The following is a 23,249-nucleotide window of genomic DNA, read 5'->3' on the forward strand; positions in this document are numbered from 1 at the left end:
TCTGTGGTTCTGTGGTTCTGTGGTTCTGTGGTTCTGTGGTTCTGTGGTTCTGTGGTTCTGTGGTTCTGCAGGGAGAGTCTCCAGAAGGGGGGTCACAGTCAATCAAGATTCAAGAATAAATATTACTTCCAGCAACCCACACTGGAGCGTATCACCTCTCTTTTTCATAGTACCTTTTCATAATCAAAAGGCCCCTAGAACCGATCTTTGACCTAAAATAGGCTCTTTCCCATAGAACCTTAGGGCCGTAGCATCACAGTGCCGTTCTTTAAAACAACGACAGCTGCTGTGCCCTTGCCCCTAGCTCTAGACCGACGCTGATACCGATGAGGCGGATCTCCCTGTCTTGCTGACGGGTCAAGGCTTCTTTGAGCAGCCCTTCGAACTGGGATTTATCTAGTTTGGGCTGGGTATGCTCCACCGTGGTTTGCTGGAAGTCTGCAAACTTCACCTTCACACCTTGCTTGGCAATGTTGAGCTCGGGGCGTACGCGTTTGAGACGCTTTTCCAACTCAGGAAACAGGCGCTCTATCACCTCCCAGCATTGCTCGTAGGTACTGATATTTGTCGAGAAGGTACGCTCTACCCCGACTGATTTGCGCTCGCGCTCGACCACAACCTCACGCTCATCAATACCATGGGCACGGGACCATAGCGACTGGCCAAACTTGCCGAACTGCTGCAACAGCAAATGCCTGTCGTACTGCTGGACATCTTTGCCGACATACAAACCTTTGTCGTGCAGTTTCTGGATAGTGACCTTGCCGACCCCTGGGATCTTCTCGAGTTTCAAGTCTGCCACAAAATCAGGGATCTGATCCGGCGTCACCACATATTGGCCATCTGGCTTGTTGAGATCCGAGGCAATCTTGGCGATGAACTTAACCGGCGCAATGCCTGCAGAAGCTGTCAGGTTCAACTCTTCCCGGATAGCGCGACGGATATCTTCGGCGATCAACGTCGCCGAGCCATGGCAAAGTTCACAGTCAGTGACATCGAGGTAGGCTTCATCAAGGGAAAGCGGTTCGATCTTATCGGTGTAGCGCTGGAAGATTTCGCGGATCTGAGTTGAGACTTCTTTGTAAACGCCCATACGGCCAGAGACCAAGGTCAGGTGGGGACAAAGCTGCATCGCCCTACCCGTCGGCATCGCCGAGCGTACACCATACTTTCGCGCCAGATAGTTACAGGTACTGATCACCCCACGCTGCTCTGAACGCCCACCGATTGCGATAGGGATATCACGCAGCTCGGGGTTATCACGCATCTCTACTGCCGCAAAAAAGCAATCCATATCAACATGGATGATCTTTTTCTGGGCCTTGCCAGGCTTTGGGGGAGACAGAGACATTCGTGGGGCTACCTGGTTACTGTTTTTTTATACAGTAACATTATAGAGGCTACTGCAGGTACTGTGAAGCCCAACAAAAAGCCCAGCATGGGTGCCGGGCTTGGAGTTCAGTTAGCAAGTGCTCGCTGATCAGATAATTTGGTTTTTCTTCCATTCCGCTGCACGGGCTTCACGCGCTTCGCGCTTCAGGCGGGCATCACACGGCTCAGGGCAGTCACACTCTTTGGCAATGCCGATACCGTCAAGACCACCGCAGCTACCGCTTACGCTTTTACGCTGGAAGATGTAACCAACAGCCATCGCAGTGATGACCAGCAAAAACACAGCAAAGGTAGTTAAATAGATAACCATTGTTCAATCTCTACTTTTGATTCATATAAGGGGCAAAAGCGTCAGAGATATACTCCTTGAAGCCTTGCTCTGTTTTCACAACCAACAACAATGGAATTTGCTCTTGGTTGGCCAATGCCAGTGCCTTATCTTCGCCCATTACAGAAAACGCTGTCGCCAACGCATCTGACGTCATGCTTGATGGGTGTAGCACTGTTACCGATACCACATGGTTGGAAATCGGCATACCGCTGTTTGGATCAATCAAGTGTGAGTATCGCACACCATCTTCTTCAAAGTAATTACGGTAATCACCCGATGTTGCCACGGCCATGTCACCCGGTTCAATCACTTCCTGAATAGCACGGCTACCGTCTTCGGTCGGCTTTTCAATCGCGATGCGCCAAGGCACACCCTCAAGGTTATTACCTTTCAGGCTTAGCTCACCACCGATCTCAACCAGGTAGTCAGCGACACCTAGATCATCAAAGTAATCGGCGACTACGTCAACCCCAAATCCCTTGGCAATCGAGGACAGATCCACATACAGATCCGGAATATCTTTGATCAGGCTGTTGCCTTCCACGCTCAGGTGGTGAATGCCCACTACCTTGCGACGTTCGGCCAGCTCTTGCTCGGTCGGTGTTTTCTCAGGGCGCGCTTCCGGGCCGAAGCTCCACAAGTTCACAATCGGACCTACCGTCACATCCAAAGCGCCGTCTGTCAATTTTGCCAAGCGGATTGCCTCAGTGACAACCTTGGCAGTGTCTGCAGACACTTCAAACGGCTCACTCGAGCGCGACTGGTTAAATTGGCTGAGCTCGGAATGCTTACGGTAGGTCGACATCTGGTCGTTAACCAGTTCCAGTCGACGGTCAATTTCTGCCTGGATATCCGTGGCAGGTGGTAAGCCTTCCTGCTTAATCAACTTAATTGAATAGTAGGTTCCCATGGTCGAACCGTTCAGGTGGATCATCTCACGCTGATCGCTACAGGCCGATAGGGTAATAACCATCGCAAGCATCAACATTGCGCGGTGCAGTAACGTCTTCATCCAACTACTCCCCAAATGAAAGACAGTCATTATTATTTGTCATGGGTAAGCGCCAAGTATAAAAACCTTAGCTTACATACCGTTATTATGCGCTTATTACGAAAAAAGGCTGACCCCTGTTGGGATCAGCCAGTTTTTCAGTGTGCGGCTAATTAGCCACCGAAGTCATCCAGTAGGATGTTTTCGTCTTCAACACCAAGGTCTTTCAGCATGCCGATAACAGCTGCGTTCATCATTGGTGGACCACACATGTAGTACTCACAATCTTCTGGAGCTTCGTGATCTTTCAAGTAGTTCTCGTAGATCACGTTGTGGATGAAGCCTGTGTAACCATCCCAGTTATCTTCTGGTAGTGGATCAGACAGGGCTACGTGCCACTCGAAGTTCTCGTTGTCAGCCGCTAGCGTATCGAAATCTTCAATGTAGAACATTTCACGCTTAGAACGCGCACCGTACCAGTAAGTCATCTTACGCTTAGATTTCAGGCGTAGAAGCTGGTCGAAGATGTGCGAACGCATAGGTGCCATACCTGCACCACCACCGATGAATACCATTTCGTTGTCAGTTTCTTTCGCGAAGAACTCACCGAATGGACCAGAGATAGTACAAGTGTCACCAGCCTTCAGAGACCAGATGTAAGATGACATTACGCCAGGTGGTACATCTGGGTTGTTAGGCGGCGGCGTTGCAATACGTACGTTCAGCTTGATCAAGCCTTTCTCTTCTGGGTATGACGCCATAGAGTATGCACGGATTGAGTGCTCTTTCACGATAGACTCGTAGCGGAACAAGTTGAACTTGTCCCAGTCTTCACGGTATTCCTCAGGAATATCGAAATCAGAGTACTTAATGTGGTGCGGTTCAGCTTCGATCTGGATGTAACCACCCGCGCGGAACGGTACTTCTTCACCTTCAGGGATCTTAAGCACAAGCTCTTTGATGAAGGTTGCTTCGTTATCGTTAGAGATAACTGTACATTCCCACTTCTTAACACCGAAGATTTCTTCTGGAAGCTCGATGTCCATGTCAGATTTCACGTTAACCTGACACGCTAGACGCTCGCCTTCACGTGCTTCACCTTTAGTGATGTGGTCAAGCTCAGTCGGTAGGATATCACCACCACCAGACTTAACTTTAACGCGACACTGGCCACAAGAGCCACCGCCACCACAAGCAGATGAAACGAAGATGCCGCTTGCTGAAAGTGCATTAAGCAGTTTGCTACCGGCAGCGGTTGTAATCGCTTTTTCCGGATCGCCATTTACTGAGATAGTAATGTCACCTGATGGTACCAGCTTAGATTTAGCGAATAGGATCACTAGAACTAGAGCCAGGATAATCAGGGTGAACATGACTACGCCAAGAATAATATCCATTGATTATTCCTTTTATCCTGATTACAGCTGAACGCCGGAGAAGGACATGAAGCCCAACGCCATAAGGCCAACGGTGATGAATGTAATACCTAGGCCACGTAGACCTGGAGGTACGTCTGAGTACTTCATCTTCTCACGGATACCCGCAAGAGCAACGATTGCTAGCATCCAACCGATACCAGAACCAAGACCGTAAACTACAGATTCAGCGAAGTTATAATCACGCTGTACCATGAAAGATACACCACCGAAGATCGCACAGTTTACTGTGATCAATGGTAGGAAAATACCTAGCGCGTTGTATAGCGGCGGGAAGAAGCGGTCCAGAACCATTTCCAGGATCTGTACCAGTGCCGCGATAACACCGATGAACGTAATAAAGTTCAGGAAGCTAAGGTCAACGCCTGAAACAATGGCGCCGTCTTTTAGCAGTAGGTTGTAGATCAGGTTGTTCACAGGAACAGCGATCGTTAGTACAACGATTACCGCTACACCCAGACCGAAAGAAGTTTTAACTTTTTTCGATACGGCTAGGAATGTACACATACCTAGGAAGAACGACAGTGCCAAGTTCTCGATAAAGATCGAACGAACTAGAAGGCTTAGATAATGTTCCATGTTCCCCTTACTCCTTCGCTTCGACTTGTTCTGGACGGATGATACGGATAGCCCAGATCATGAAACCAATCAGGAAGAACGCTGATGGTGCTAGGATCATCATACCGTTTGGCTGGTACCAACCACCGTCAGACACTAGCGGCAGGATTTCCACGCCGAATAGTTTGCCTGAACCGAATAGTTCACGGAAGAAAGCTACAGTGATAAGTACGAAGCCGTAACCAAGACCGTTACCGATACCGTCAACAAGTGATGGTAGAGGCTCAGACTTCATTGCGTATGCTTCAGCACGACCCATAACGATACAGTTCGTGATGATCAGACCAACGAATACAGAAAGCTGCTTAGAAATATCGTAAACAAATGCTTTTAGTACCTGGTCAACCACGATTACCAACGATGCGATGATCGCCATCTGTACGATGATACGTACGCTGTTTGGAATGTGGTTACGGATCAGGGATACGAACAAGTTAGAGAATGCACAAACGAATGTTACCGCTAGGGTCATTACGAATGCTGTCTCTAGTTTGGTGGTTACTGCAAGCGCAGAACATACACCAAGAATCTGAAGCGCGATCGGGTTGTTGTCGATAAACGGCGCAAACAGAATCTTCTTCATTTCTTTAGTATCAGCCATTGTTTAGGCCTCCTTCACGAACTTTAGCCAGGAATGGACCAAAGCCCATGTCACCCAACCAGAAGTCGAAGGTGTGCTGAACACCATTTGCAGTTAGGGTTGCACCAGACAGACCATCTACACCGTGGATGTCACCCTCAGGTGCACCGCCTTTAACGACGCGGATAGCTGGCTTGTTGTTGCTGTCGAACAGTTCTTTACCAACAAACTGTGCACGCCAGTTCGGGTTCTCGATCTCACCACCAAGTCCAGGAGTTTCACCCTGCTCGTAGTAAGTGATACCCGCAAGCGTGTTGCCGTCAGTTTCAACCGCGATGAATGCGTACATCATTGACCACAGACCACCACCGTGTACCGGCAGGATCAGCTTGTCGACGTTGTCGTTCGCATCTTTCACTAGGTAAACTGTTGCAACGTTGGCACGACGGATGATCTTCGCTAGGTCTTGGTCACCTGATAGGCGGATAGACTGCGCTGGATCTTTCGCTGCGTCACGCTGGCTGTAGTCAGATGCAGTTGCACCTTCTTCAGTCTGCTCAATGAACTCACCGGTTTCCAAGTCAACAAGCATAGGCTGGATGAATTGGTCGTAAGCTTCAGTGATGTTGGTGCCGTCTTGCAGAAGGCCCGCTACTGAAAGGATATTGCGCTGAACGTCAAGTACAGCATTCTTCTGCTGCAGTGGACGCAGAGCAACCGCTGCTGCTGATACCACGATTGAGCACACTAGGCTCAGTGCGATAACAACAATTAGCGTCTTTTTAATGCTATCGTTATTACTTGACATGACGAGCTAGTCTCCGCTTGATGTTGCCCTGAACTACTAGGTTGTCAAATAGAGGTGCGAATAGGTTAGCAAATAGGATTGCTAGCATCATACCTTCTGGGTACGCAGGGTTAACCACACGAACCATAACAGCCATTGCACCGATTAGTGCGCCGTACCACCACTTACCTTTGTTGGTAAATGCAGCAGACACAGGGTCGGTCGCCATGAACATCATACCGAATGCGAAGCCACCCAGAACTAGGTGCCAGTGCCATGGCATGCTGAACATTGCGTTAGTGTCAGAACCGATAATGTTGAATAGCGTCGCTGTCGCGATCATACCGATCATAGTACCCGCGATGATGCGCCATGAAGCGATGCCCATGAACACGATCATTGCGCCACCAAGGATGATAGCCAGAGTCGAAACTTCACCGATAGAACCAGGGATACGACCGATGAACGCGTCCATCCAGCTAACAGCATCGCCAGTTACAGTGTTCATCACTGCAGCCTGACCGCCGTGTGCCCACTGGCTTAGTGCTGTTGCACCAGAGAAGCCATCTGCCGCTGTCCATACTAGATCGCCAGAGATCTGAGCTGGGTATGCGAAGAATAGGAACGCACGACCTGCCAAAGCAGGGTTCAGGAAGTTACGGCCAGTACCACCGAAGATTTCTTTAGCAACTACAACACCGAAGGTAATACCTAGTGCTGCCTGCCAAAGCGGTAGTGTTGGCGGTACGATCAGTGCGAAAAGGATAGAAGTTACAAAGAAACCTTCGTTAACTTCGTGCTTACGCACCATACAGAATAGGACTTCCCAGAAACCACCTACCGCAAATACTACTGCGTAAATAGGTAGGAAGTAGGTCGCACCCAGTAGCATTTTGCTACCCCAGCCAGCGTCTGCTGACATAGTGCCGCCTAGCATTTCTGTTAGCCAGTAGTGCCAGTCGCCAGCAATGATAGTTGCTAGCTGCTCACCCACGTACATGTGGTTAAGCGCTGTAATAGCCTGGTGGCCTGTGTTGTACATACCCCAGAACATTGCTGGGAAGACCGCGAACCACACCATGATCATGATGCGCTTCAGGTCAACGCTGTCACGTACGTGCGCGCTTGTACGGGTTACCTGGCCCGGTGTGTACATCAAAGTTGCAAACGCTTCGTAAAGCGCAAACCATCTTTCATGCTTACCACCTGGCTCAAAGTGGTGTTCAACCTGCTCGAGTAAATTCTTGAGGCTCATGAATTACCCTTCCTTCTCAATTGTGTCCAGGCACTGACGTAGCATAGGACCAAATTCATACTTACCTGGGCATACGAACGTACATAGTGCTAGATCTTCTTCATCCAGCTCTAGTGCGCCTAGCTGCTGAGCGCTGTCTACGTCACCTGCACACAGGTCACGAAGAAGCAGAGTCGGCTCGATATCAAGCGGCATTACTTTTTCGTAGTTACCGATTGGCACCATCGCACGCTCAGAACCGTTCGTCGTCGTGGTCATGTTGAATAGCTGACCCGGGAAGAACTGGCTTAGGAAAGAGCGAGTCACTGAGAATTTGTTTTTGCCTGGCGCGATCCAGCCCATGAATTCTTTTTCACGGCCTTCGCGAAGGGCAGAAATCTGCAGATGGTAGCGACCTAGGTATGCGTGAGGACCCGCAGCGTTAACACCGTTCAGTACTGAACCAGAAAGGAGACGCAGTTCGCCTGGCATCATTTCAGAATCAGTGATCTGCTCGATAGACGCACCGATTTGGGTACGAACTAGACGAGGGTTGTTAACAACAGGACCAGCCAGAGAAACCACACGGTCAGTGTATAGCTCACCAGTCAGGAACAATTTACCGAATGCGATAACGTCCTGGTAGTTGATGTGCCACGCCACGTTTTCGATGCTTGCACCGAACAACGTGTGGATGTGAGTACCCACTAGACCCGCAGGGTGCGGACCGTTGAATACATGCTCTTCCACATTGGCTTCACTGCAGCGAGGTAGACTTGCACCAGACTTACATACCAACACTTTACCGCTTGTTAGACGTGACAATACTGTCAGACCTGCAGTAAACGCATCGTTCTGCTCGTTGATAACAACTTCTGGGTTAGCTGCTAGAGGGTTAGTGTCGATAGCAGTTACAAAGATAGCCTGGGTTTCAGCGTCGATCGCAGGGACCTTGCTGAAAGGACGCGTACGAAGCGCTGTCCACATACCAGACTCAACGAGCTGGTCTACTAGTACAGAACGCTCAAGTTGAGCAATCTGGCCAGCATCGTAGCTGTTGAATGTAATCTGCTCGTCGCCTTCTACATCAATCACAACGGACTGTAGAACACGCTTTGCACCACGATTGATTTCTGCAACCTTGCCGCTGGCTGGAGCAGTGAACTTAACGCCTGGGTTCTTCTTGTCTTCAAAAAGAACCTGACCTTTTTTCACTACATCCCCTACGCGGATATGCATTGTAGGACGCATACCAACATATTCTTCGCCAAGCAAGGCGACACGTGTGATGGCCTTGCCATCATTTATCGCCTGGGCAGGAGTCCCTGAAATTGGGATATCCAGACCCTTTTTTATTGTAATCATACGCACTTGCACTACATTAACGGGAAAAAATTATTTTCTATTGCGCAATATTAGACACGACTTTCCTTCGTCCGAAGCCGGCTTGATCCGCTACCAGCAACGCAACATCCTATTCACTTACCTGTCACACATTCGGCGACGAGTAATTTTGAGGCCGGAATTTTAGCACTATTTGGTTGGAATTTACCATGGCAAACCGCGCTAATCGGGCTGAAAATCGACTAACTCTTTAAACGCAATATCTTTGTTGGGTAATATTTTTGAACTGACACACAAAAGTGATAATCATCTGGAATTATCATTTTTTTCTCATCAGCACCAGCAAGTTAATAAAAAACCAACAATTACCATACAGTCACAACAATGGGGCAAAAAGCCCCATTATTATATGTTTCAATTATGTCGCCATGTTAATCGCTGTTAACAACTTAGCGCCACACCCTTATCGGTAGAAAGCGCTTTTCCACCATAGGGTTTATTAAAAATCGTAAGTTTCTACCATCGGCTGGGGACCTTACCGCTTGCAGTTAAGCGCAGCAATACCCCTTTCGGTACTTGAGCCCTTCTTAATGGCAGCATTTTGCTTTGCGCCACCAGCCCCAAGTATAGACACCGGAGACAAAATGGCAGGCCTAACCTGAGGTACTCAATCGATATACCGCAAGTTGCCATCCCAATCATAGGCCGTATCTCTGCAATAGTACGAAATCGGAATGAGAAATAATGCCGTAAGTCTCAAAAATCTGGATAAAAAAACCGCAAACTTTGCGGTTTGTTAAACAGATTCAGCTGACAGTCAGCCCAGTTTGCTGCCACCCCGGCAGGCTGGTGAGGCCGGTGCGCCGTCTTGTTGAACCTGCCATTCGGCTTCGGTATAGGTGTGAATAGCCAATGCGTGGATATGGTTAGCCAATTCATCCGCCAGGGCACCATTAACGGCACGGTGACGGCCAATCAGGCGCATACCTTCAAATTGCTCACTGACAACAATGACTTTGAAGTGACTTTCCGAGCCTTCAGGGACATTGTGCATGTAACTCTCGTTGATCACTTCGAGGTGAAGGGGGGCGAACGCTTGCTGTAATTTATCTTCTATACGTTCCTGGATCATGGTTTACCTTCTCCGACGGTAAAATCATCCCTGCCGCCGTTAGAAAAATTGGCGGTAGCGATAAATACCCAATAAAGACTGACATAAAATTGGTTTTAAGTAGTGGCTGGTTTTGCGAAAATACCACCCAATGAGTAAACATACCGTAAAGTAACCGTTAATGAAACCAGAGCTAAACCTTCACGAGCGAACGCTGACCCTTCAGCGTTACCCAGTAAGGAAAAATGAAACCCTGCAGGCATGGGACGCGGCAGACGAGTACCTGATCAACCACGTCAAAGAGGCTGATATTACCCTCGATCCGGCACGTCCTATCCTTATTCTAAACGACGGTTTCGGGGCGCTGAGCTGCTGGTTTGCCAACGACGGAAAGGTAACTACGGTTACTGATTCATTTATTGCCAAACAAGCTTGCCTTGCCAACCTCACGGATAACCAACTGCCTGAGGCCAATATCGTTGATTGCCTGGCTGAACTGCCGCAAGACCCACAGCTAGTATTGATGAAGCTGCCAAAAAACAACCGCTTGCTGGTTTGGCAACTGCAGCAACTTAGCCACCGGCTACCTGCTGACTGCACCGTGATTGCTGCCGCCAAAGCACGTGATATCCACACATCGACTTTGAAGCTGTTCGAAAAGCATCTTGGCGAGACCAAAACCTCTTTGGCAGTCAAAAAAGCCAGATTGGTTTTCTGCCAGGCTAACCCTGGACTGGCACAGCCACTACCTGCCCCACAGCAATGGGATGTCCCTGAACATAGCATCACCTTGAAAAACCACGCCAATGTGTTTTCTAGTGACAGCTTGGATATTGGTGCCCGCCTCCTTCTGGAGCACATCCCTAGCGGCAGCCAATACCAAGACATTATCGACCTTGGCTGTGGCAACGGCGTGATTGGAATTAAGGCTGCCCGTCTCAACCCGCAGGCCAATGTGGTATGCGTCGACGAAAGTTATATGGCAGCGGCATCAGCAATGATGAATGCCGAGCTAAACCTAGACAATCCGTCACAGCTTACCGCCAAGGTAAACAACTGCCTTGATGGCTTCCCTGCCCAGTGTACGGATATGGTCTTGTGTAACCCTCCATTCCACCAGCAAGCGGCCATTACCGACCATATCGCATGGCAAATGTTCTGTGATGCCAAGCATGTCTTGCGCCCAAGTGGCAAACTGATTGTGATTGGCAACCGCCACCTGGGCTATGGCGGAAAGCTAAAACGTCTGTTTGGCAATGTCACCGTCATTGCCCAAAATAACAAATTTGTCGTTTATCAATCAGATAAGTAAATTACAATATCATTTTTAACGGGGAGCTTGCGCAGCCCCCGCTTTTACCCAAGGATAGAATGACTATGAAGAAGCTTCTTGTTGCTGCCTCTGTATTGGCCTTGACGGCCTGCTCATCCCCGTCTGAGCCCCAACTCACCATTAATCCCGAGCCTGTAATTGCCTCGCAACCTATGGTGCACGGCAAAAGCGTGAACCTGGACAGCCGCGATCTCCGTACTGCCCAGTTTATCGCAGTTGTCGACAGCGGCCGTGAGAATGTCCAGCCACTGCACAGCAATGAAAACCTGCGTACGACATTGGAAAGTGCCCTTTCCCGCCAGTTGACCGCACAAGGTTACACCCTATCCGAAGACAGCGATGGCACATTGCGCCTAGATATCCTTGAGGCCATGGTCAACGTTAAACACAGCGTAATGAGTCACGATCTAAACAGCAAACTGCAATTGCAGCTTGTGGTAGAAACGCCAAAAGGGAAATTCGTCAAACGCTACTCCGGCAAGTCTTCCCGTAACGGCGTAATGAGTGCCTCAGTCGAAGATATGGAACTGGCAATGAACAATTTGATCACTGCCGTGCTAAAAGACATCTATGCTGATCCAGAATTGAACGCTTATATGCAGGAGAACCTATAATGCGTCGTTTGCTATCGACCCTACTTTTTTGCCTGGCGCTTCCAATCAGTGCTGCAACACAAGTTTCTGTTACCACCAACCTGGGTGAATTTGTCATCGAGTTAGAGCAGGAGAAAGCCCCAGTCTCGAGTGAAAACTTCCTGCGCTATGTCGAAGATGGCAGCTACGAAGGCACTATATTCCACCGTGTGATCCCGGACTTCATGGCTCAGGGTGGTGGTTTTGATAAAGATCTCAAGCGCCGTTCAAGCTATGACCCCATCAAGAACGAATCCACTAATGGCTTGAGCAATGCCAAAGCGACAGTTGCGATGGCGCGTACTCAAGCACCAGACTCGGCAACCCGCCAGTTTTACATCAACTACCAGAACAACACCTTCCTTGATGCCCAGGGCAGCCGCCCTGGCTACGCAGTATTTGGTAAAGTTGTGAGCGGCTTCCCAGTTATTGAAAAAATGGCGGAAATTCCTACTACAACTATCCGCTCTATGGGTATGAAAGATGTTCCCGAGCAGCCTATAGTTATTGAGAGTGTCAAAATTATTAAAAATTAGACACAAGTTAATGTCACCTGATCATTAGCTTGTGATCAGGTGACGAACATGCTCAAACTTGTCTCATCCCAACCGGATACTTCGGCTGAGTTGATCAGCCAACATATTGCCGACCATGCACCGGCCATCGCCCTGAGTGTACTGGGTACCATCAATGGCAGTGTCAACTATGACTCCATGAAGATCACTGTCACTGAACACCTCAATGATTGGTGGAAATTGTCCGTCCCTTCAGGCTCACCCAGCGACCATTACGAATCGACTTACTGGTACCTGATCCATCTACTTGAATCATTGGAAGAGCACGAGTTGCTAGGCAACAATTTCATGCAGTACAAAGTGTCTTCTGCCGCTCAGTTCTTGCTTGGTATCGGCGAACGACAGGATAAAATGCAGGGGATCCGGCCATAGCACTGTAAGGCTTACTCATCTCTCCCCTGTATCACCTCCCACGGCTTTGTTTCTGCCATACATAAGTTTCATACTTTGCCACCACCTTTTACTGTATTTTTACTTAATTACTCGGTAGCTTGCAGGCATACCCTACCTGCTTGGGGTTATACTACTGGCTGCTTAATCAGAACGACCTGAGGGATCCATGGAGCAATCGATTGAAAATGAAAAACTTGGCTGGCGAGTTTATCTAGAGAAAAAAGTCCTCATCATGTTGGCACTGGGCTTTTCGTCCGGCCTGCCGCTGCTACTGGTATTCGGTACCTTGTCTTTCTGGCTTCGCGAAGCCGATGTCAGCCGCACCGATATTGGATTCTTTAGCTGGGTTGCGCTGGCGTACGGTTTCAAATGGGTCTGGTCCCCGCTCATCGACCGCTTCCCTATCCCTGTTTTATCTTCATTGCTGGGCCGCCGGCGCGGCTGGATGGTATTCTCGCAACTGCTGATCATCGCTTCCCTTGTTGGTATGGCTGTCAGTAACCCGCAGGGCGATTTGGTCCAGCTGGCCATTTTTGCCGTCATCGTGGCTTTCTCATCAGCCTCTCAAGATATTGTTATCGATGCCTACCGGATTGAATTGGCTTCTGAGCGCTTGCAGGCCGCATTGGCAGCCGCTTACATGACGGGCTATCGCTTGGCCATGATCATGGCAGGTGCCGGTGCGCTGGCCTTTGCCGCCTGGTTTGGCTCCAACACCGGCTACGATCCAGAAGGCTGGAAATATGCCTACTTCATCATGGCAAGTTTGATGGGGGTTGGCTTGGTTACTGCACTTTGTATCCATGAGCCGACCATTGACAGCTCAGAGATCGATAACGTTGAGCAAACCTACCGCCAGCAACTGATCGATAATGGCACATCCCCCCGCACTGCTCGTCTTATGGCTTGGTTCTATACCGCAGCAGTCATGCCATTCAAAGACTTCTTCGACCGTTATGGTAAGCAAGCCTTGCTCATTCTGGCATTGATCGGATGCTATAGGATTTCAGACGTGGTCATGGGGGTAATGGCTAATGCCTTTTATGTCGATATGGGCTTTACCAAAACCGAAGTTGCCTCGGTATCGAAAATCTATGGTGTGATCATGACGCTGCTAGGGGCAGGCCTTGGCGGTATTCTTGTCAGCAAGTACTCAACCATGCGTATTCTTGCCTTGGGCGCAGTGCTCGCGGCTATCACCAATATGGCCTTCATGGTCTTTAGCTATATCGGTAACAGCCTCCCGATGCTGACTTTGGTCATCTCACTCGATAACCTCAGTGCCGGTATCGCAACAGCCGCTTTCATTACCTTTATGTCTAGCCTGACCAATGTTGCATTTTCTGCAACACAGTACGCGTTATTCAGCTCCATCATGTTGCTGTTCCCGAAATTCATTGCCGGATTCTCGGGCCTGTATGTCGACATGTTTGGGTATAATATCTTTTTCTTCACCACCGCCCTCATTGGCCTGCCGGTACTAGGACTGATTTATATCGTCAACAGGCACTCAGACACACTGGCTGCGGAGAATAACTAGCAACAAAAATTCGCTTACACCCCGGAAAAACACGTTAAAAAGGAAGTATTCTGTTGAGCATGAATACTTCCTTTTTTATTTATCCATATTTGCATGCTGTAAATAGATAGCAAATCGGCGCTTAGAGTGTGCCCTTCACACTTAGTTCAGAAAAATTACCATCAAATGCACAAAAAACACGCTAAAGATCACTTTTCCTCTTAAATGTAATGGATTACAGTCGATCAAGATCACATTTAGCAAAGGATTGCGCAATCGTTACATTCACAAAGGTGACATAAAGCAATAAACTCTCCGCCAACAGAACACGGGCGACAAAAGTCCGGTCTTAAAACACAATTAGCGAGAGTTCACCCCATGCGTAAATCACTAGTAGCACTAAGCGTTCTAGCTGCCTCTGCTGTTCCAGCAGTTAATGCGGCAGACTACTCTGACGACATCCACAAAAACGACTACAGCTGGTCTCAGTTCAACCTGATGTATGCTGTTGACGAAAAAGGTGCAGGTCCTGAGTCTTCTCACGATTACCTAGAAATGGAATTCGGCGGCCGTTCAGGCATCTTCGACCTATACGGTTATGTTGATGTGTTCAACCTAACAAGTGATCCTGACAGCGACAAAGCTGGTGCAGAAAAAATCTTCATGAAGTTTGCACCACGTATGTCTCTTGACGCTGTAACTGGCAAAGACCTTTCTTTCGGTCCTGTACAAGAACTATACCTAGCAACTCTTATGGAGTGGGGTGGTAACTCTGGCGTTAACTCTCAGAAAATCGGTCTTGGTTCAGACGTGAACGTGCCATGGTTGGGTAAAATTGGCCTAAACCTTTACGCAACTTACGATTCAAACCAGAAAGACTGGAACGGTTACCAGGTGTCTACTAACTGGTTCAAGCCTTTCTACTTCCTAGACAACGGTACGTTCATCTCTTACCAGGGTTACATCGACTACCAGTTCGGTATGGAAGATGACGCAGCTTACCAGTCAAGCCATGGCGGTGCGATGTTCAACGGTATCTACTGGCACTCTGACCGTTACGCAGTAGGTTACGGCCTGAAACTATACAACAACGTTTACGGCTTCGAAGACGGCGCAGCTCTACCATGGGCTCCAGTTGCTGACTCTTCAGGCGCTGCTCACTACTTCAGCGTAACTTACAAGTTCTAAGTTACAGCTCTCGTAGTTGACGAAAAAAAGCACCTTCGGGTGCTTTTTTTGTACCTTTTTACCGGTAAAACCCGATACCTCTCAGATCTAAGATAGAAATTACTTTCGAGACATCCTGCCTTTGTTGTTCATTTATTGGACATTTTTCCAGCATCAAGATTTTCATAGGCAAGATCCTTGCCGCAGTTGTAAGACAACCACCCAACCCAAAACCGTTCCGCTAGCCTTTAATTAGCACTGGACTACGCCAGACCACATGGCAACCCAGCGCTCATAGGCAATGGCAAATGGCTAGCGAGACAATATCATGTATAAAACCCTAACCGCTTTGAGTATCAGCGCCGCACTGATGCTACCTGCAACAAGCTTTGCTGTCGATTATTCCGACGACATTCGAAAAAATGACTATAAATGGATGACGTTTAACCTGATGCAGAGTATCGACAACAAAATACCATTTGGTTTTCAAGATGATACCTACTTTGAAATGGAGTTTGGTGGCCGGTCGGGATGGCTTGACCTATACGGCTACTTAGACGTTTTTGATATCTTCAACTCCAGTACGTCAGACAGGAATAAACCCCAAGGAAGCGATGATTTTGCTGATAACTTCTTCTTTAAGTTTGCTCCTCGCTTTTCTTTAGATGGGTTGACCCGTAAAGACCTTTCCTTCGGCCCTGTCCAAGAACTTTACATTGCAACAGTCACTAATGTTGGTGATAACGCTTTGTTTGAGCATTACATTGGTTTGGGGTCAGATGTTAATGTGCCTTGGTTTGGCAAAATGGGGCTCAACCTTCATGCCCGTTATGTAAGGGAGAATTTTGGAGCTGATAACGAAGGCAAATGGGACGGCTACATGGTTACCACCAACTGGTTTAAACCTTGGTACACCTTTAGCAGTGGCCACTTTGTTACCTATCAGGGTTATCTAGACTACAAATTCGGTGCCACAGAAATTTCAAGCGACCCAGACCGAAGCTCAGATTCATTAGAGTGGTTTAACGGTATCTACTACCATACACCTCAATGGGCCTTTGGTTACGGCTTGAAGTATTACTACAATATGGCTCTCTTTGAAGACGGCGGTATTGCAGGTGAAACAACAGGTTTTGGCCATTACTTTTCCGCTAACTACAAATTCTAATCTAAACTTACCTACCGCCCATGGATGGGGGTAGCCAGTCCCTTAACTCGCCCGAACAATGCTATTATCGCCATCACACAGTAAATCAATACACGGAAGCACGTTGTGAACATTACGATTATTGGTGCAGGCGCCGTTGGCAGGTTATGGGGCTGCAAACTTGCCGCGCATCACACAATCCACTTTTGGACCCGGGATAATTGCCAGAAGTTGGCAATTCACTTATCGGGGACAAGTGCGACAAGTTCTATCACGCCTGAAGCCACCTTTCAGTTTGACGCAAACCAACCAACGTTACTGGCTAGCAGTGAGGTGGTACTAGTCACTGTCAAAGCCTTTCAGGTAGAAGCCGCTATCCAAGCGTTCAAAGCGCACCTCAATCCAGACACCGCCGTCGTTATTATGCACAACGGTATGGGAAGCCAACAAACTGTGTCGGCGTTGCTACCGGAAAATCCAATCATATATGCAACTACTTCCCAGGCAGCATTTCGCCCGAGTGAAAATGACGTCCGTCATACCGGCCTTGGCCCTACTTTGCTTGGCGGCATCAACCCTCAGGCTGAGGATTATCAAGCGCTGGGACAACTATTCGATGATGCCCTCCCCCCTTGCACATGGCAGGACGATATCAACCAACCGCTATGGCGCAAACTGGCGATAAACTGTGCCATTAACCCGCTGACTGCCCTGCACAACTGCAAAAATGGTGAACTGGCCCGAAGCGAATTTAATCGTGAACTAACCGGAATTTGTCAGGAAGTGGCTGAAGTTATGAGCGCTGAAGGGTATCCCATTACTGGCACTGAGCTCAGGCAGCAGGTCGATACGGTGATAAATGCAACGGCCGATAACTTTTCATCAATGAATCAAGATGTTTGCCATCAAAGGCAGACCGAAATCGACTATATTAGCGGGTATCTCATTTCCCGGGCTGCAACGCATAATATCAGCGTGCCTTATAACCAACGCCTGTGGCAGGCTATAAAAGATATGGAGAAACATTACCATGACCAATGACAGCACCAACCAGAAGCCGATCAAGGTTGCCGTGTGCATCGCCCCGGGCAGCGAAGAAATGGAAGCCGTCACCACTATCGATATGCTGGTCCGCGCTGGCTTTTCTGTCACCACCGCCAGTGTTGCCTCAGACGGCGCCTTGATCATGGAAGGCTCACGTGGCATCAAACTGGTGGCAGATACTGCCTTGGTAAATATTGCCGACGAACCTTTCGACTGCGTGGTGCTTCCTGGTGGGGTTGGCGGTGCGGAGTGCTTCCGCGATAGCCCATTGCTGATAGAGTTCGTCAAACAGCACAAATACGATGGCAAGCTGATTGCCGCAATCTGCGCCGCTCCTGCAGTGGTACTTGAGCACCACCAGCTGTACCCGGAAGCGCTGATGACCTCGCACCCAAGTTTCCATGACCATATCCCGGCGGAGCGCCTACGCACCAAGCGTGTGGTTTACGATATCAACAACCACCTACTGACCAGCCAAGGCCCGGGTACTGCAATGGAGTTCGCCTTCGAGATCATCAACCACCTCGATGGCAAAGAAAAAGCCGCCGAAGTCGCCGAACCTATGGTGGTGTGGCCGAATATGCATTACACCGTTTTACCGAGGAAATAGGGCATTCCCTAGCGGTGGGCATAAAAAAAACGAGAACCATATGGTTCTCGTTTTGTTTTGGGGGCTGAGGCTATGGGCTATGGGCTATGGGCTATGCTAGTGCGCTCATCGTACCAACTTAACTTCAAGCTTTTGCTTTCGCTTTTTGCTCTTCCTATAGCCTATCGCCGCCCTTTCCCCGCGCCTGCTTTTAAGGACGATACACTTTCACGTTATCGAAGCCGTTCTCTTTCAGGTATAACGCCTGAAGGCGGCTCATTACGCCACGGTCGCAGTACAGCAGGTACGTTTTGTCTTGCGGCAGGTCACCGAACTGGGTCGCCAGTTTGTAGAACGGAAGGTGCTTCACATCGACGTTGTCGATTTCAAGCGGGTTCTCGTCCTCTTCGTCCGGGCTACGGATATCAAGAACCACCGCATCGGTTTCGATCTGGTCTACCAGTTCGATTTCCGGTGCTTGTTCCTGGCTCTCTTTTTCGATGTCACGGATATCAATCACACGCGCCTCGGTTACCACTCGCTCAAGTACAGTGAAATCGAACTTCGCTTCCTCGGTTTCCAGCTTCTCTTTGACCGCTTTCACCGTTGGGCTCTTGGAGATCACACCACAGAACTCAGGCATGGTCTTGGCAAAATCTTCAGTACCGATTTCACGCGCAACATCAATGATGTCTTCCTTGTCCCAGTTAATCAGCGGACGCAGGATAAGCGTATCGGTCACGTTGTCGATATGACGAAGGTTAGTCAATGTCTGGCTCGAGACCTGGCCCAATGCTTCACCCGTTACCAGCGCTTCGATACCAAAACGCTCGGCAACCATGCCAGCGGCACGCATGAACATACGTTTTAGCACCACGCCCATCTGGCCGTCATCAACCTTTTCAAGAATCTCGCCGACAACCGGTTCGAAGTCGATGGCAATAAATTTCACCTTAGCGGATGAGCCGTACTTCTTCCACAGGAAGTGGGAAACTTGCTTCACACCGATTTCGTGCGCAGGACCACCTAGGTTGAAGAAACAGTAGTGAACTTTACTACCGCGTTTAATATGCAGGTAGCTAGATACACCCGAGTCGAAACCACCGGAGATCAGGCTCAATACATCTTCCTGAGTCCCCAGAGGGAAACCACCCAAACCTTTATGGCGGGCAAGGATCTGGTTTAGCTTGTCGTTCTGAACTTCAACACGCACAGTCACATCAGGGTTCTTCAGCTTCACCGACGCAGACTCAATCGCTTGGTTCAAGCCACCACCAACGTAACGCTCAAGCTCGATCGAGGTAAAGTCATGTTTACCTGTACGCTTGGCGCGAACACAGAAGGTTTTGCCGTCCAGGCTGTTGCCCACATGGGCCAGTGTCTGCTCGTAAATATCGTGCAGATCGGTAAAGTCCGTTTGTTTAACTTCCAACGAGTGGTGAATACCAGGAGTCTGGGTCAAGACAGCCAGCACTTCATCACGCAGGCTCTCGTCTTTTGGCACCACTTCAATGTGGCTGCGGCGGTTGTATACCGCAATAGAATCAGACAAACGCTGAAGAATAATGCGAATGTTACATTCTAAGATTCTGGTAAAACGCTTACGTACGGATTCACTCTTTACGAAAATCTCAGGATGGGGTTTAACGATAAATTTCATAACACGCTTCGCTACACTGGGCCAAACAATACCAAAAAGGATCAAAGGCGCGGATTATACAGCAAGCAGGCTGTTGCTGAAACAAGGATATATAGTCAAGCTACTTAAATATAGTGTAGGCATATTTTCATTTAGCGTTAGTCAGTTGCTTATCAACCCAAAAACAAAGGCCATCTCCTGTTGGGGGAGATGGCCTGAAAATAACACTAAACTGAGCTTACTCAGCACTACGGCTAGAAATTTCTTCGCTGTAGTGAGGTTCACCTTGCATGATGGAGATTTCCACCCGACGGTTAGCTTTGCGCTCGTCTGGAGTGCGGTTGCCATTAAGCGGCTGGGTATCCGCCAGGCCAACGACCCGTAACCTTTGATGGTCGAAACCCTCAACCTGCTCCATTTCCTGCGCAACGGACACCGCCCGCTGTGCTGAGAGATCCCAGTTGGAACGGTAGAGTTCGGAGTCCAGCTTCTGGTTATCGGTATGGCCACTGACCCTGATAACGCCAGGGACATCCTTCACTAAGTCGGCAACCTGGCGGATCAATGGGCGGAACTTAGGCTGCAAGAATGCCGACCCTTCTGGGAAGGCGCCTTTTTCCTTAATACGGATCACCACCTGCTGGCCAAGGTTCTCGACCTCAATCGCCCCTTCTTCCATTTCCCGATTCAGAGCCTGCTTAAGCACTTCAAGCAGTTGCTCTTGGGCTTCCGACATTTCCGATTCATTATTTTGGTTCTGCTGGGTGGCGATTTCAGCACTCTGGCCTCCCGTTAGCTTACCCGCATCACGCTTGGTGCCACCCGCGCGGTCAGAGTCACCTTCGTGGAAATCCAGGGTTCGCTGGGTCATGTCGATGGTTTGCTGCATGATCACCTCAATCGGTGTCGGCTCTGGACGGCCTGGGCGAAATTCCTGGGCGATAACACTGGTCCCCTTCGGGATATCTTTGACTTCCAGCATATTCTGCACCCCGAAAGCAAACTTCATTGAACCTGCAATCTGCTTGAACTTGAGCACATCCATCTCAGAGAATGACAGCAGCAAAACAAAGAAACACATCAGCAGCGACATCAAATCGGCAAAGGTACCCATCCATTGCGGCAGGCCGGGAGGGGGGCATTTATGTTCTTCTTCCATCTGCCCTCCTTAATCGTCAACGTTAATGGTACGTTTTTTCTCGTTGAGGTAGTTCTTCAGGTAGCTATCGATCACCCGAGGGTTCTGGCCATCCTGAATCGCTAGCACACCATCGAGGATCAGGCGGCGATTGAGTTTTTCTTCATCTTTACGTAAGCCCAACTTGGCGGCAATAGGTAACATCACCATATTGGCCAAGATAGCACCGTAAAGTGTAGTAAGAAGGGCAACAGCCATTGCAGGGCCGATAGATTTCGGGTCATCCATGTTCGATAGCATGGCAACCAGGCCAATCAGGGTACCGATCATCCCCATCGCAGGGGCAACGTCGCCGAGCGCCTTGAAGATACTGATCCCCTGTTCATGGCGCTCATTGGTTAGCGCAATGTCTTTTTGCAGTGTGGCTCGCACCACATCGGCATCATGGCCGTCCACCAACAAATCCACTCCCTTACGTAGGAAGGTGTTGTCCACTTCCATCTCTTCCAGCGCAAGGAAACCGCCTTTTCGTGCAGCATCAGCCATTTCAACGATCTTGGCAATCAAGTCTTCAGGGTTGTCGTTCTTGAACATGAATGCCTTTACGGCAATCTTGGTCGCCCCAAGAAACTGCCCAACGCTGTACTGCATCAAGGCAACAAACAAGGAGCCACACAAAACAATCAAAATCGACTGGGTGTCAACGAACATGCCAAAGCTGCCACCTAGCACCATCGCCATGATGACAAAAGCAAATGCCCCAATTAATCCTATAAGGGTCGCCAAATCCACTTGGTAGTCTCCAGTTCGTTGCACGCGTAAATCAAATTCGAACGAACATTGTATCTAGCCCCTGGCGACCTTTCAAAGCCACAATGCCAAAAGGGCAGCATTCGTTCATTATTCACGCTTTGGATGACTGCCATATGAAGCAATCACCATCAACGTGACTAACTGCATCTTATTATCGGCACATTGCTGCTTAGGTTTAGTCTTATGCCTATAAAAAATGAAAATTCCTGTCTGTGACACAGATTACTGTGAGATAATTTGACCCAGATTACGCTCTACGCTATTTTTCGAGCACTTATATAAGAAACGACATCATTATGGCAGCCAAGAAACCTGAAAACATGGCCTTTGAAGCCGCACTGGATGAGCTAGACTCAATCGTCAATGAATTGGAATCCGGTGACATTGCGCTAGAAGATGCGCTTAAAAAATTTGAACGCGGTATTGCTCTTGCCCGCACTAGCCAGCAGAAGCTAACTCAAGCCGAACAACGCGTTGAGATTCTGCTGCAGGCAGATGACGAAGCACCTCTGACCAAATTCGATGCAAATAATGAATAACACGCCATCTCTGTCGCAATCACTTCAGTTTTATCAAGCACGTAGCAACCAGCAACTCGGCCAGTGGATTGACGCCCAGCCTTTTGCGGATTTGCCTCTCATTAAAGCAATGAAGCACGGCACCCTGCTCGGTGGTAAGCGGGCCCGCCCGTTTTTGACCTACGTGACCGGCGAAATGCTCGGTGCCGAATTGGCCGATCTCGATACGCCTGCAGCGGCTGTTGAGTGCATCCATGCCTACTCGCTGATCCATGATGATCTGCCAGCGATGGATGACGATGACCTGCGCCGCGGCCAGCCAACATGCCATATTGCTTTTGATGAAGCGACGGCTATCCTTGCAGGTGATGCATTGCAGACGCTGGCGTTTGATATTCTGGCCTCAGGCAAGCTAAGCGCTGATGGTGAAGCCAACCGTGTGGCGATGATCAGCGAGTTGGCCAAAGCCTCTGGTGCCAGCGGAATGTGCATGGGACAAGCGCTTGACCTGGATGCAGAAGGCAAGCACGTCGGCCTTGAGCAGCTAGAAACCATCCATCGCCACAAAACCGGAGCCCTGATCCGCTGTGCCGTTCGTCTTGGCGCAATGGCTGCAGGTGAAAAAGGCCTGGCCGTTTTACCCCAACTTAATACCTATGCCGATGCAATTGGGTTGGCGTTTCAAGTCCAAGACGATATTCTTGACGTAATAAGTGATACTGAAACCTTGGGCAAACCACAAGGTTCAGATATCGAGCTGGAAAAAAGTACCTATCCTGCTCTCCTCGGGTTGGATGGCGCCAAGGCAAAAGCACAACAACTGTACCAACAGGCACTACACGCATTGAGTGCAATACCTTACAATACAGAACAATTAGAAGTTTTTGCCCGATACGTCATCGAGCGCAATAACTAAAA

Annotated in this window: 24 protein-coding genes; 11 read left to right on the forward strand and 13 right to left on the reverse strand. The window is 49.1% G+C overall.

The features are described from left to right. Positions 1 to 268: 268 nt before the first annotated feature. From dinB to bolA, 10 genes are all read right to left on the reverse strand, one after another. On the reverse strand, positions 269 to 1,351 hold the full coding sequence (gene dinB, locus BIZ37_RS15405; protein ID WP_187462224.1) for a DNA polymerase IV: 1,083 nt from the start codon (positions 1,349 to 1,351) through the stop codon (positions 269 to 271). A gap of 129 nt (positions 1,352 to 1,480) precedes the next feature. Further along, positions 1,481 to 1,702: a (Na+)-NQR maturation NqrM gene (nqrM, locus tag BIZ37_RS15410; protein ID WP_107299250.1), complete on the reverse strand. Its 222-nt coding sequence runs from the start codon at positions 1,700 to 1,702 to the stop codon at positions 1,481 to 1,483. A gap of 10 nt (positions 1,703 to 1,712) precedes the next feature. Next, positions 1,713 to 2,723: an FAD:protein FMN transferase gene (locus BIZ37_RS15415; RefSeq protein ID WP_370577376.1), complete on the reverse strand. Its 1,011-nt coding sequence runs from the start codon at positions 2,721 to 2,723 to the stop codon at positions 1,713 to 1,715. Between the two features lie 164 nt (positions 2,724 to 2,887). After that, complete coding sequence (gene nqrF, locus BIZ37_RS15420; protein ID WP_107299248.1) at positions 2,888 to 4,111, reverse strand: NADH:ubiquinone reductase (Na(+)-transporting) subunit F; 1,224 nt, start codon at positions 4,109 to 4,111, stop codon at positions 2,888 to 2,890. A 21-nt stretch (positions 4,112 to 4,132) separates the two neighbouring features. Then, positions 4,133 to 4,729 carry an NADH:ubiquinone reductase (Na(+)-transporting) subunit E gene (gene nqrE, locus BIZ37_RS15425; protein WP_039460611.1) on the reverse strand — a complete coding sequence of 199 codons (597 nt, stop codon included), beginning with the start codon at positions 4,727 to 4,729 and terminating at the stop codon, positions 4,133 to 4,135. A 7-nt stretch (positions 4,730 to 4,736) separates the two neighbouring features. Further along, the gene (locus BIZ37_RS15430; protein WP_187462226.1) at positions 4,737 to 5,369 is read right to left on the reverse strand and encodes an NADH:ubiquinone reductase (Na(+)-transporting) subunit D; all 633 of its coding nucleotides are present in this window, start codon (positions 5,367 to 5,369) and stop codon (positions 4,737 to 4,739) included. Next, on the reverse strand, positions 5,362 to 6,156 hold the full coding sequence (locus BIZ37_RS15435) for a Na(+)-translocating NADH-quinone reductase subunit C (protein ID WP_107299246.1): 795 nt from the start codon (positions 6,154 to 6,156) through the stop codon (positions 5,362 to 5,364). The genes BIZ37_RS15430 and BIZ37_RS15435 overlap by 8 nt, the downstream gene beginning before the upstream one ends. Continuing rightward, the gene (locus BIZ37_RS15440) at positions 6,146 to 7,390 is read right to left on the reverse strand and encodes an NADH:ubiquinone reductase (Na(+)-transporting) subunit B (RefSeq protein ID WP_107299245.1); all 1,245 of its coding nucleotides are present in this window, start codon (positions 7,388 to 7,390) and stop codon (positions 6,146 to 6,148) included. The genes BIZ37_RS15435 and BIZ37_RS15440 overlap by 11 nt, the downstream gene beginning before the upstream one ends. 3 nt (positions 7,391 to 7,393) lie before the next feature. After that, positions 7,394 to 8,734 (reverse strand): Na(+)-translocating NADH-quinone reductase subunit A, encoded by a 1,341-nt coding sequence (locus BIZ37_RS15445; RefSeq protein ID WP_187462227.1) that lies wholly within the window; start codon positions 8,732 to 8,734, stop codon positions 7,394 to 7,396. A gap of 796 nt (positions 8,735 to 9,530) precedes the next feature. Then, positions 9,531 to 9,845, reverse strand: a complete 315-nt coding sequence (bolA, locus tag BIZ37_RS15450; RefSeq protein ID WP_187462228.1) for a transcriptional regulator BolA — start codon at positions 9,843 to 9,845, stop codon at positions 9,531 to 9,533. A gap of 160 nt (positions 9,846 to 10,005) precedes the next feature. Here bolA and BIZ37_RS15455 point away from each other — a divergent pair, with 160 nt between their 5' ends. From BIZ37_RS15455 to yajL, 9 genes are all read left to right on the forward strand, one after another. After that, positions 10,006 to 11,136: a methyltransferase gene (locus tag BIZ37_RS15455; RefSeq protein ID WP_187462229.1), complete on the forward strand. Its 1,131-nt coding sequence runs from the start codon at positions 10,006 to 10,008 to the stop codon at positions 11,134 to 11,136. A 65-nt stretch (positions 11,137 to 11,201) separates the two neighbouring features. Then, positions 11,202 to 11,771 carry a YajG family lipoprotein gene (locus BIZ37_RS15460; RefSeq protein WP_187462230.1) on the forward strand — a complete coding sequence of 190 codons (570 nt, stop codon included), beginning with the start codon at positions 11,202 to 11,204 and terminating at the stop codon, positions 11,769 to 11,771. Beyond that, complete coding sequence (locus BIZ37_RS15465; RefSeq protein ID WP_187462231.1) at positions 11,771 to 12,325, forward strand: peptidylprolyl isomerase; 555 nt, start codon at positions 11,771 to 11,773, stop codon at positions 12,323 to 12,325. Before BIZ37_RS15460 ends, BIZ37_RS15465 begins: the two co-directional genes overlap by 1 nt. 48 nt (positions 12,326 to 12,373) lie before the next feature. Continuing rightward, positions 12,374 to 12,736, forward strand: a complete 363-nt coding sequence (locus tag BIZ37_RS15470; protein ID WP_187462232.1) for a hypothetical protein — start codon at positions 12,374 to 12,376, stop codon at positions 12,734 to 12,736. A gap of 187 nt (positions 12,737 to 12,923) precedes the next feature. Further along, positions 12,924 to 14,297 carry an MFS transporter gene (locus tag BIZ37_RS15475; protein ID WP_187462233.1) on the forward strand — a complete coding sequence of 458 codons (1,374 nt, stop codon included), beginning with the start codon at positions 12,924 to 12,926 and terminating at the stop codon, positions 14,295 to 14,297. A gap of 357 nt (positions 14,298 to 14,654) precedes the next feature. Then, positions 14,655 to 15,464 carry an outer membrane protein OmpK gene (locus tag BIZ37_RS15480; RefSeq protein WP_187462234.1) on the forward strand — a complete coding sequence of 270 codons (810 nt, stop codon included), beginning with the start codon at positions 14,655 to 14,657 and terminating at the stop codon, positions 15,462 to 15,464. A gap of 307 nt (positions 15,465 to 15,771) precedes the next feature. Continuing rightward, positions 15,772 to 16,611 (forward strand): outer membrane protein OmpK, encoded by an 840-nt coding sequence (locus BIZ37_RS15485; protein ID WP_187462235.1) that lies wholly within the window; start codon positions 15,772 to 15,774, stop codon positions 16,609 to 16,611. Between the two features lie 105 nt (positions 16,612 to 16,716). Continuing rightward, positions 16,717 to 17,631, forward strand: a complete 915-nt coding sequence (gene panE / locus BIZ37_RS15490) for a 2-dehydropantoate 2-reductase (protein WP_187462236.1) — start codon at positions 16,717 to 16,719, stop codon at positions 17,629 to 17,631. Further along, positions 17,621 to 18,244, forward strand: a complete 624-nt coding sequence (yajL, locus tag BIZ37_RS15495; protein ID WP_187462237.1) for a protein deglycase YajL — start codon at positions 17,621 to 17,623, stop codon at positions 18,242 to 18,244. Before panE ends, yajL begins: the two co-directional genes overlap by 11 nt. A gap of 190 nt (positions 18,245 to 18,434) precedes the next feature. On the opposite strand, the gene thiI is transcribed toward yajL, so the two are convergent. The 3 genes from thiI to pomA all read right to left on the reverse strand — a co-directional run bounded on the left by thiI (position 18,435) and on the right by pomA (position 21,792). Further along, positions 18,435 to 19,883 (reverse strand): tRNA uracil 4-sulfurtransferase ThiI, encoded by a 1,449-nt coding sequence (gene thiI, locus BIZ37_RS15500; protein WP_107301473.1) that lies wholly within the window; start codon positions 19,881 to 19,883, stop codon positions 18,435 to 18,437. A 217-nt stretch (positions 19,884 to 20,100) separates the two neighbouring features. Beyond that, positions 20,101 to 21,021: a flagellar motor protein MotB gene (locus BIZ37_RS15505; protein WP_187462238.1), complete on the reverse strand. Its 921-nt coding sequence runs from the start codon at positions 21,019 to 21,021 to the stop codon at positions 20,101 to 20,103. Between the two features lie 9 nt (positions 21,022 to 21,030). Next, entirely contained in the window at positions 21,031 to 21,792 is a 762-nt protein-coding gene (gene pomA, locus BIZ37_RS15510) for a flagellar motor protein PomA (RefSeq protein WP_107301471.1), read from the reverse strand. Positions 21,793 to 22,109: 317 nt separating this feature from the next. On the opposite strand from pomA, the gene xseB reads away from it, so the two are divergent. Both xseB and ispA read left to right on the forward strand, forming a co-directional pair. Beyond that, entirely contained in the window at positions 22,110 to 22,352 is a 243-nt protein-coding gene (xseB, locus tag BIZ37_RS15515; RefSeq protein ID WP_039460575.1) for an exodeoxyribonuclease VII small subunit, read from the forward strand. Then, complete coding sequence (gene ispA / locus BIZ37_RS15520) at positions 22,345 to 23,247, forward strand: (2E,6E)-farnesyl diphosphate synthase (RefSeq protein ID WP_370577374.1); 903 nt, start codon at positions 22,345 to 22,347, stop codon at positions 23,245 to 23,247. Before xseB ends, ispA begins: the two co-directional genes overlap by 8 nt. Positions 23,248 to 23,249 lie beyond the last annotated feature (2 nt).

The organism is Photobacterium sp. BZF1 (genome assembly GCF_014349205.1).
In the GTDB taxonomy this organism is placed as follows: domain Bacteria; phylum Pseudomonadota; class Gammaproteobacteria; order Enterobacterales; family Vibrionaceae; genus Photobacterium.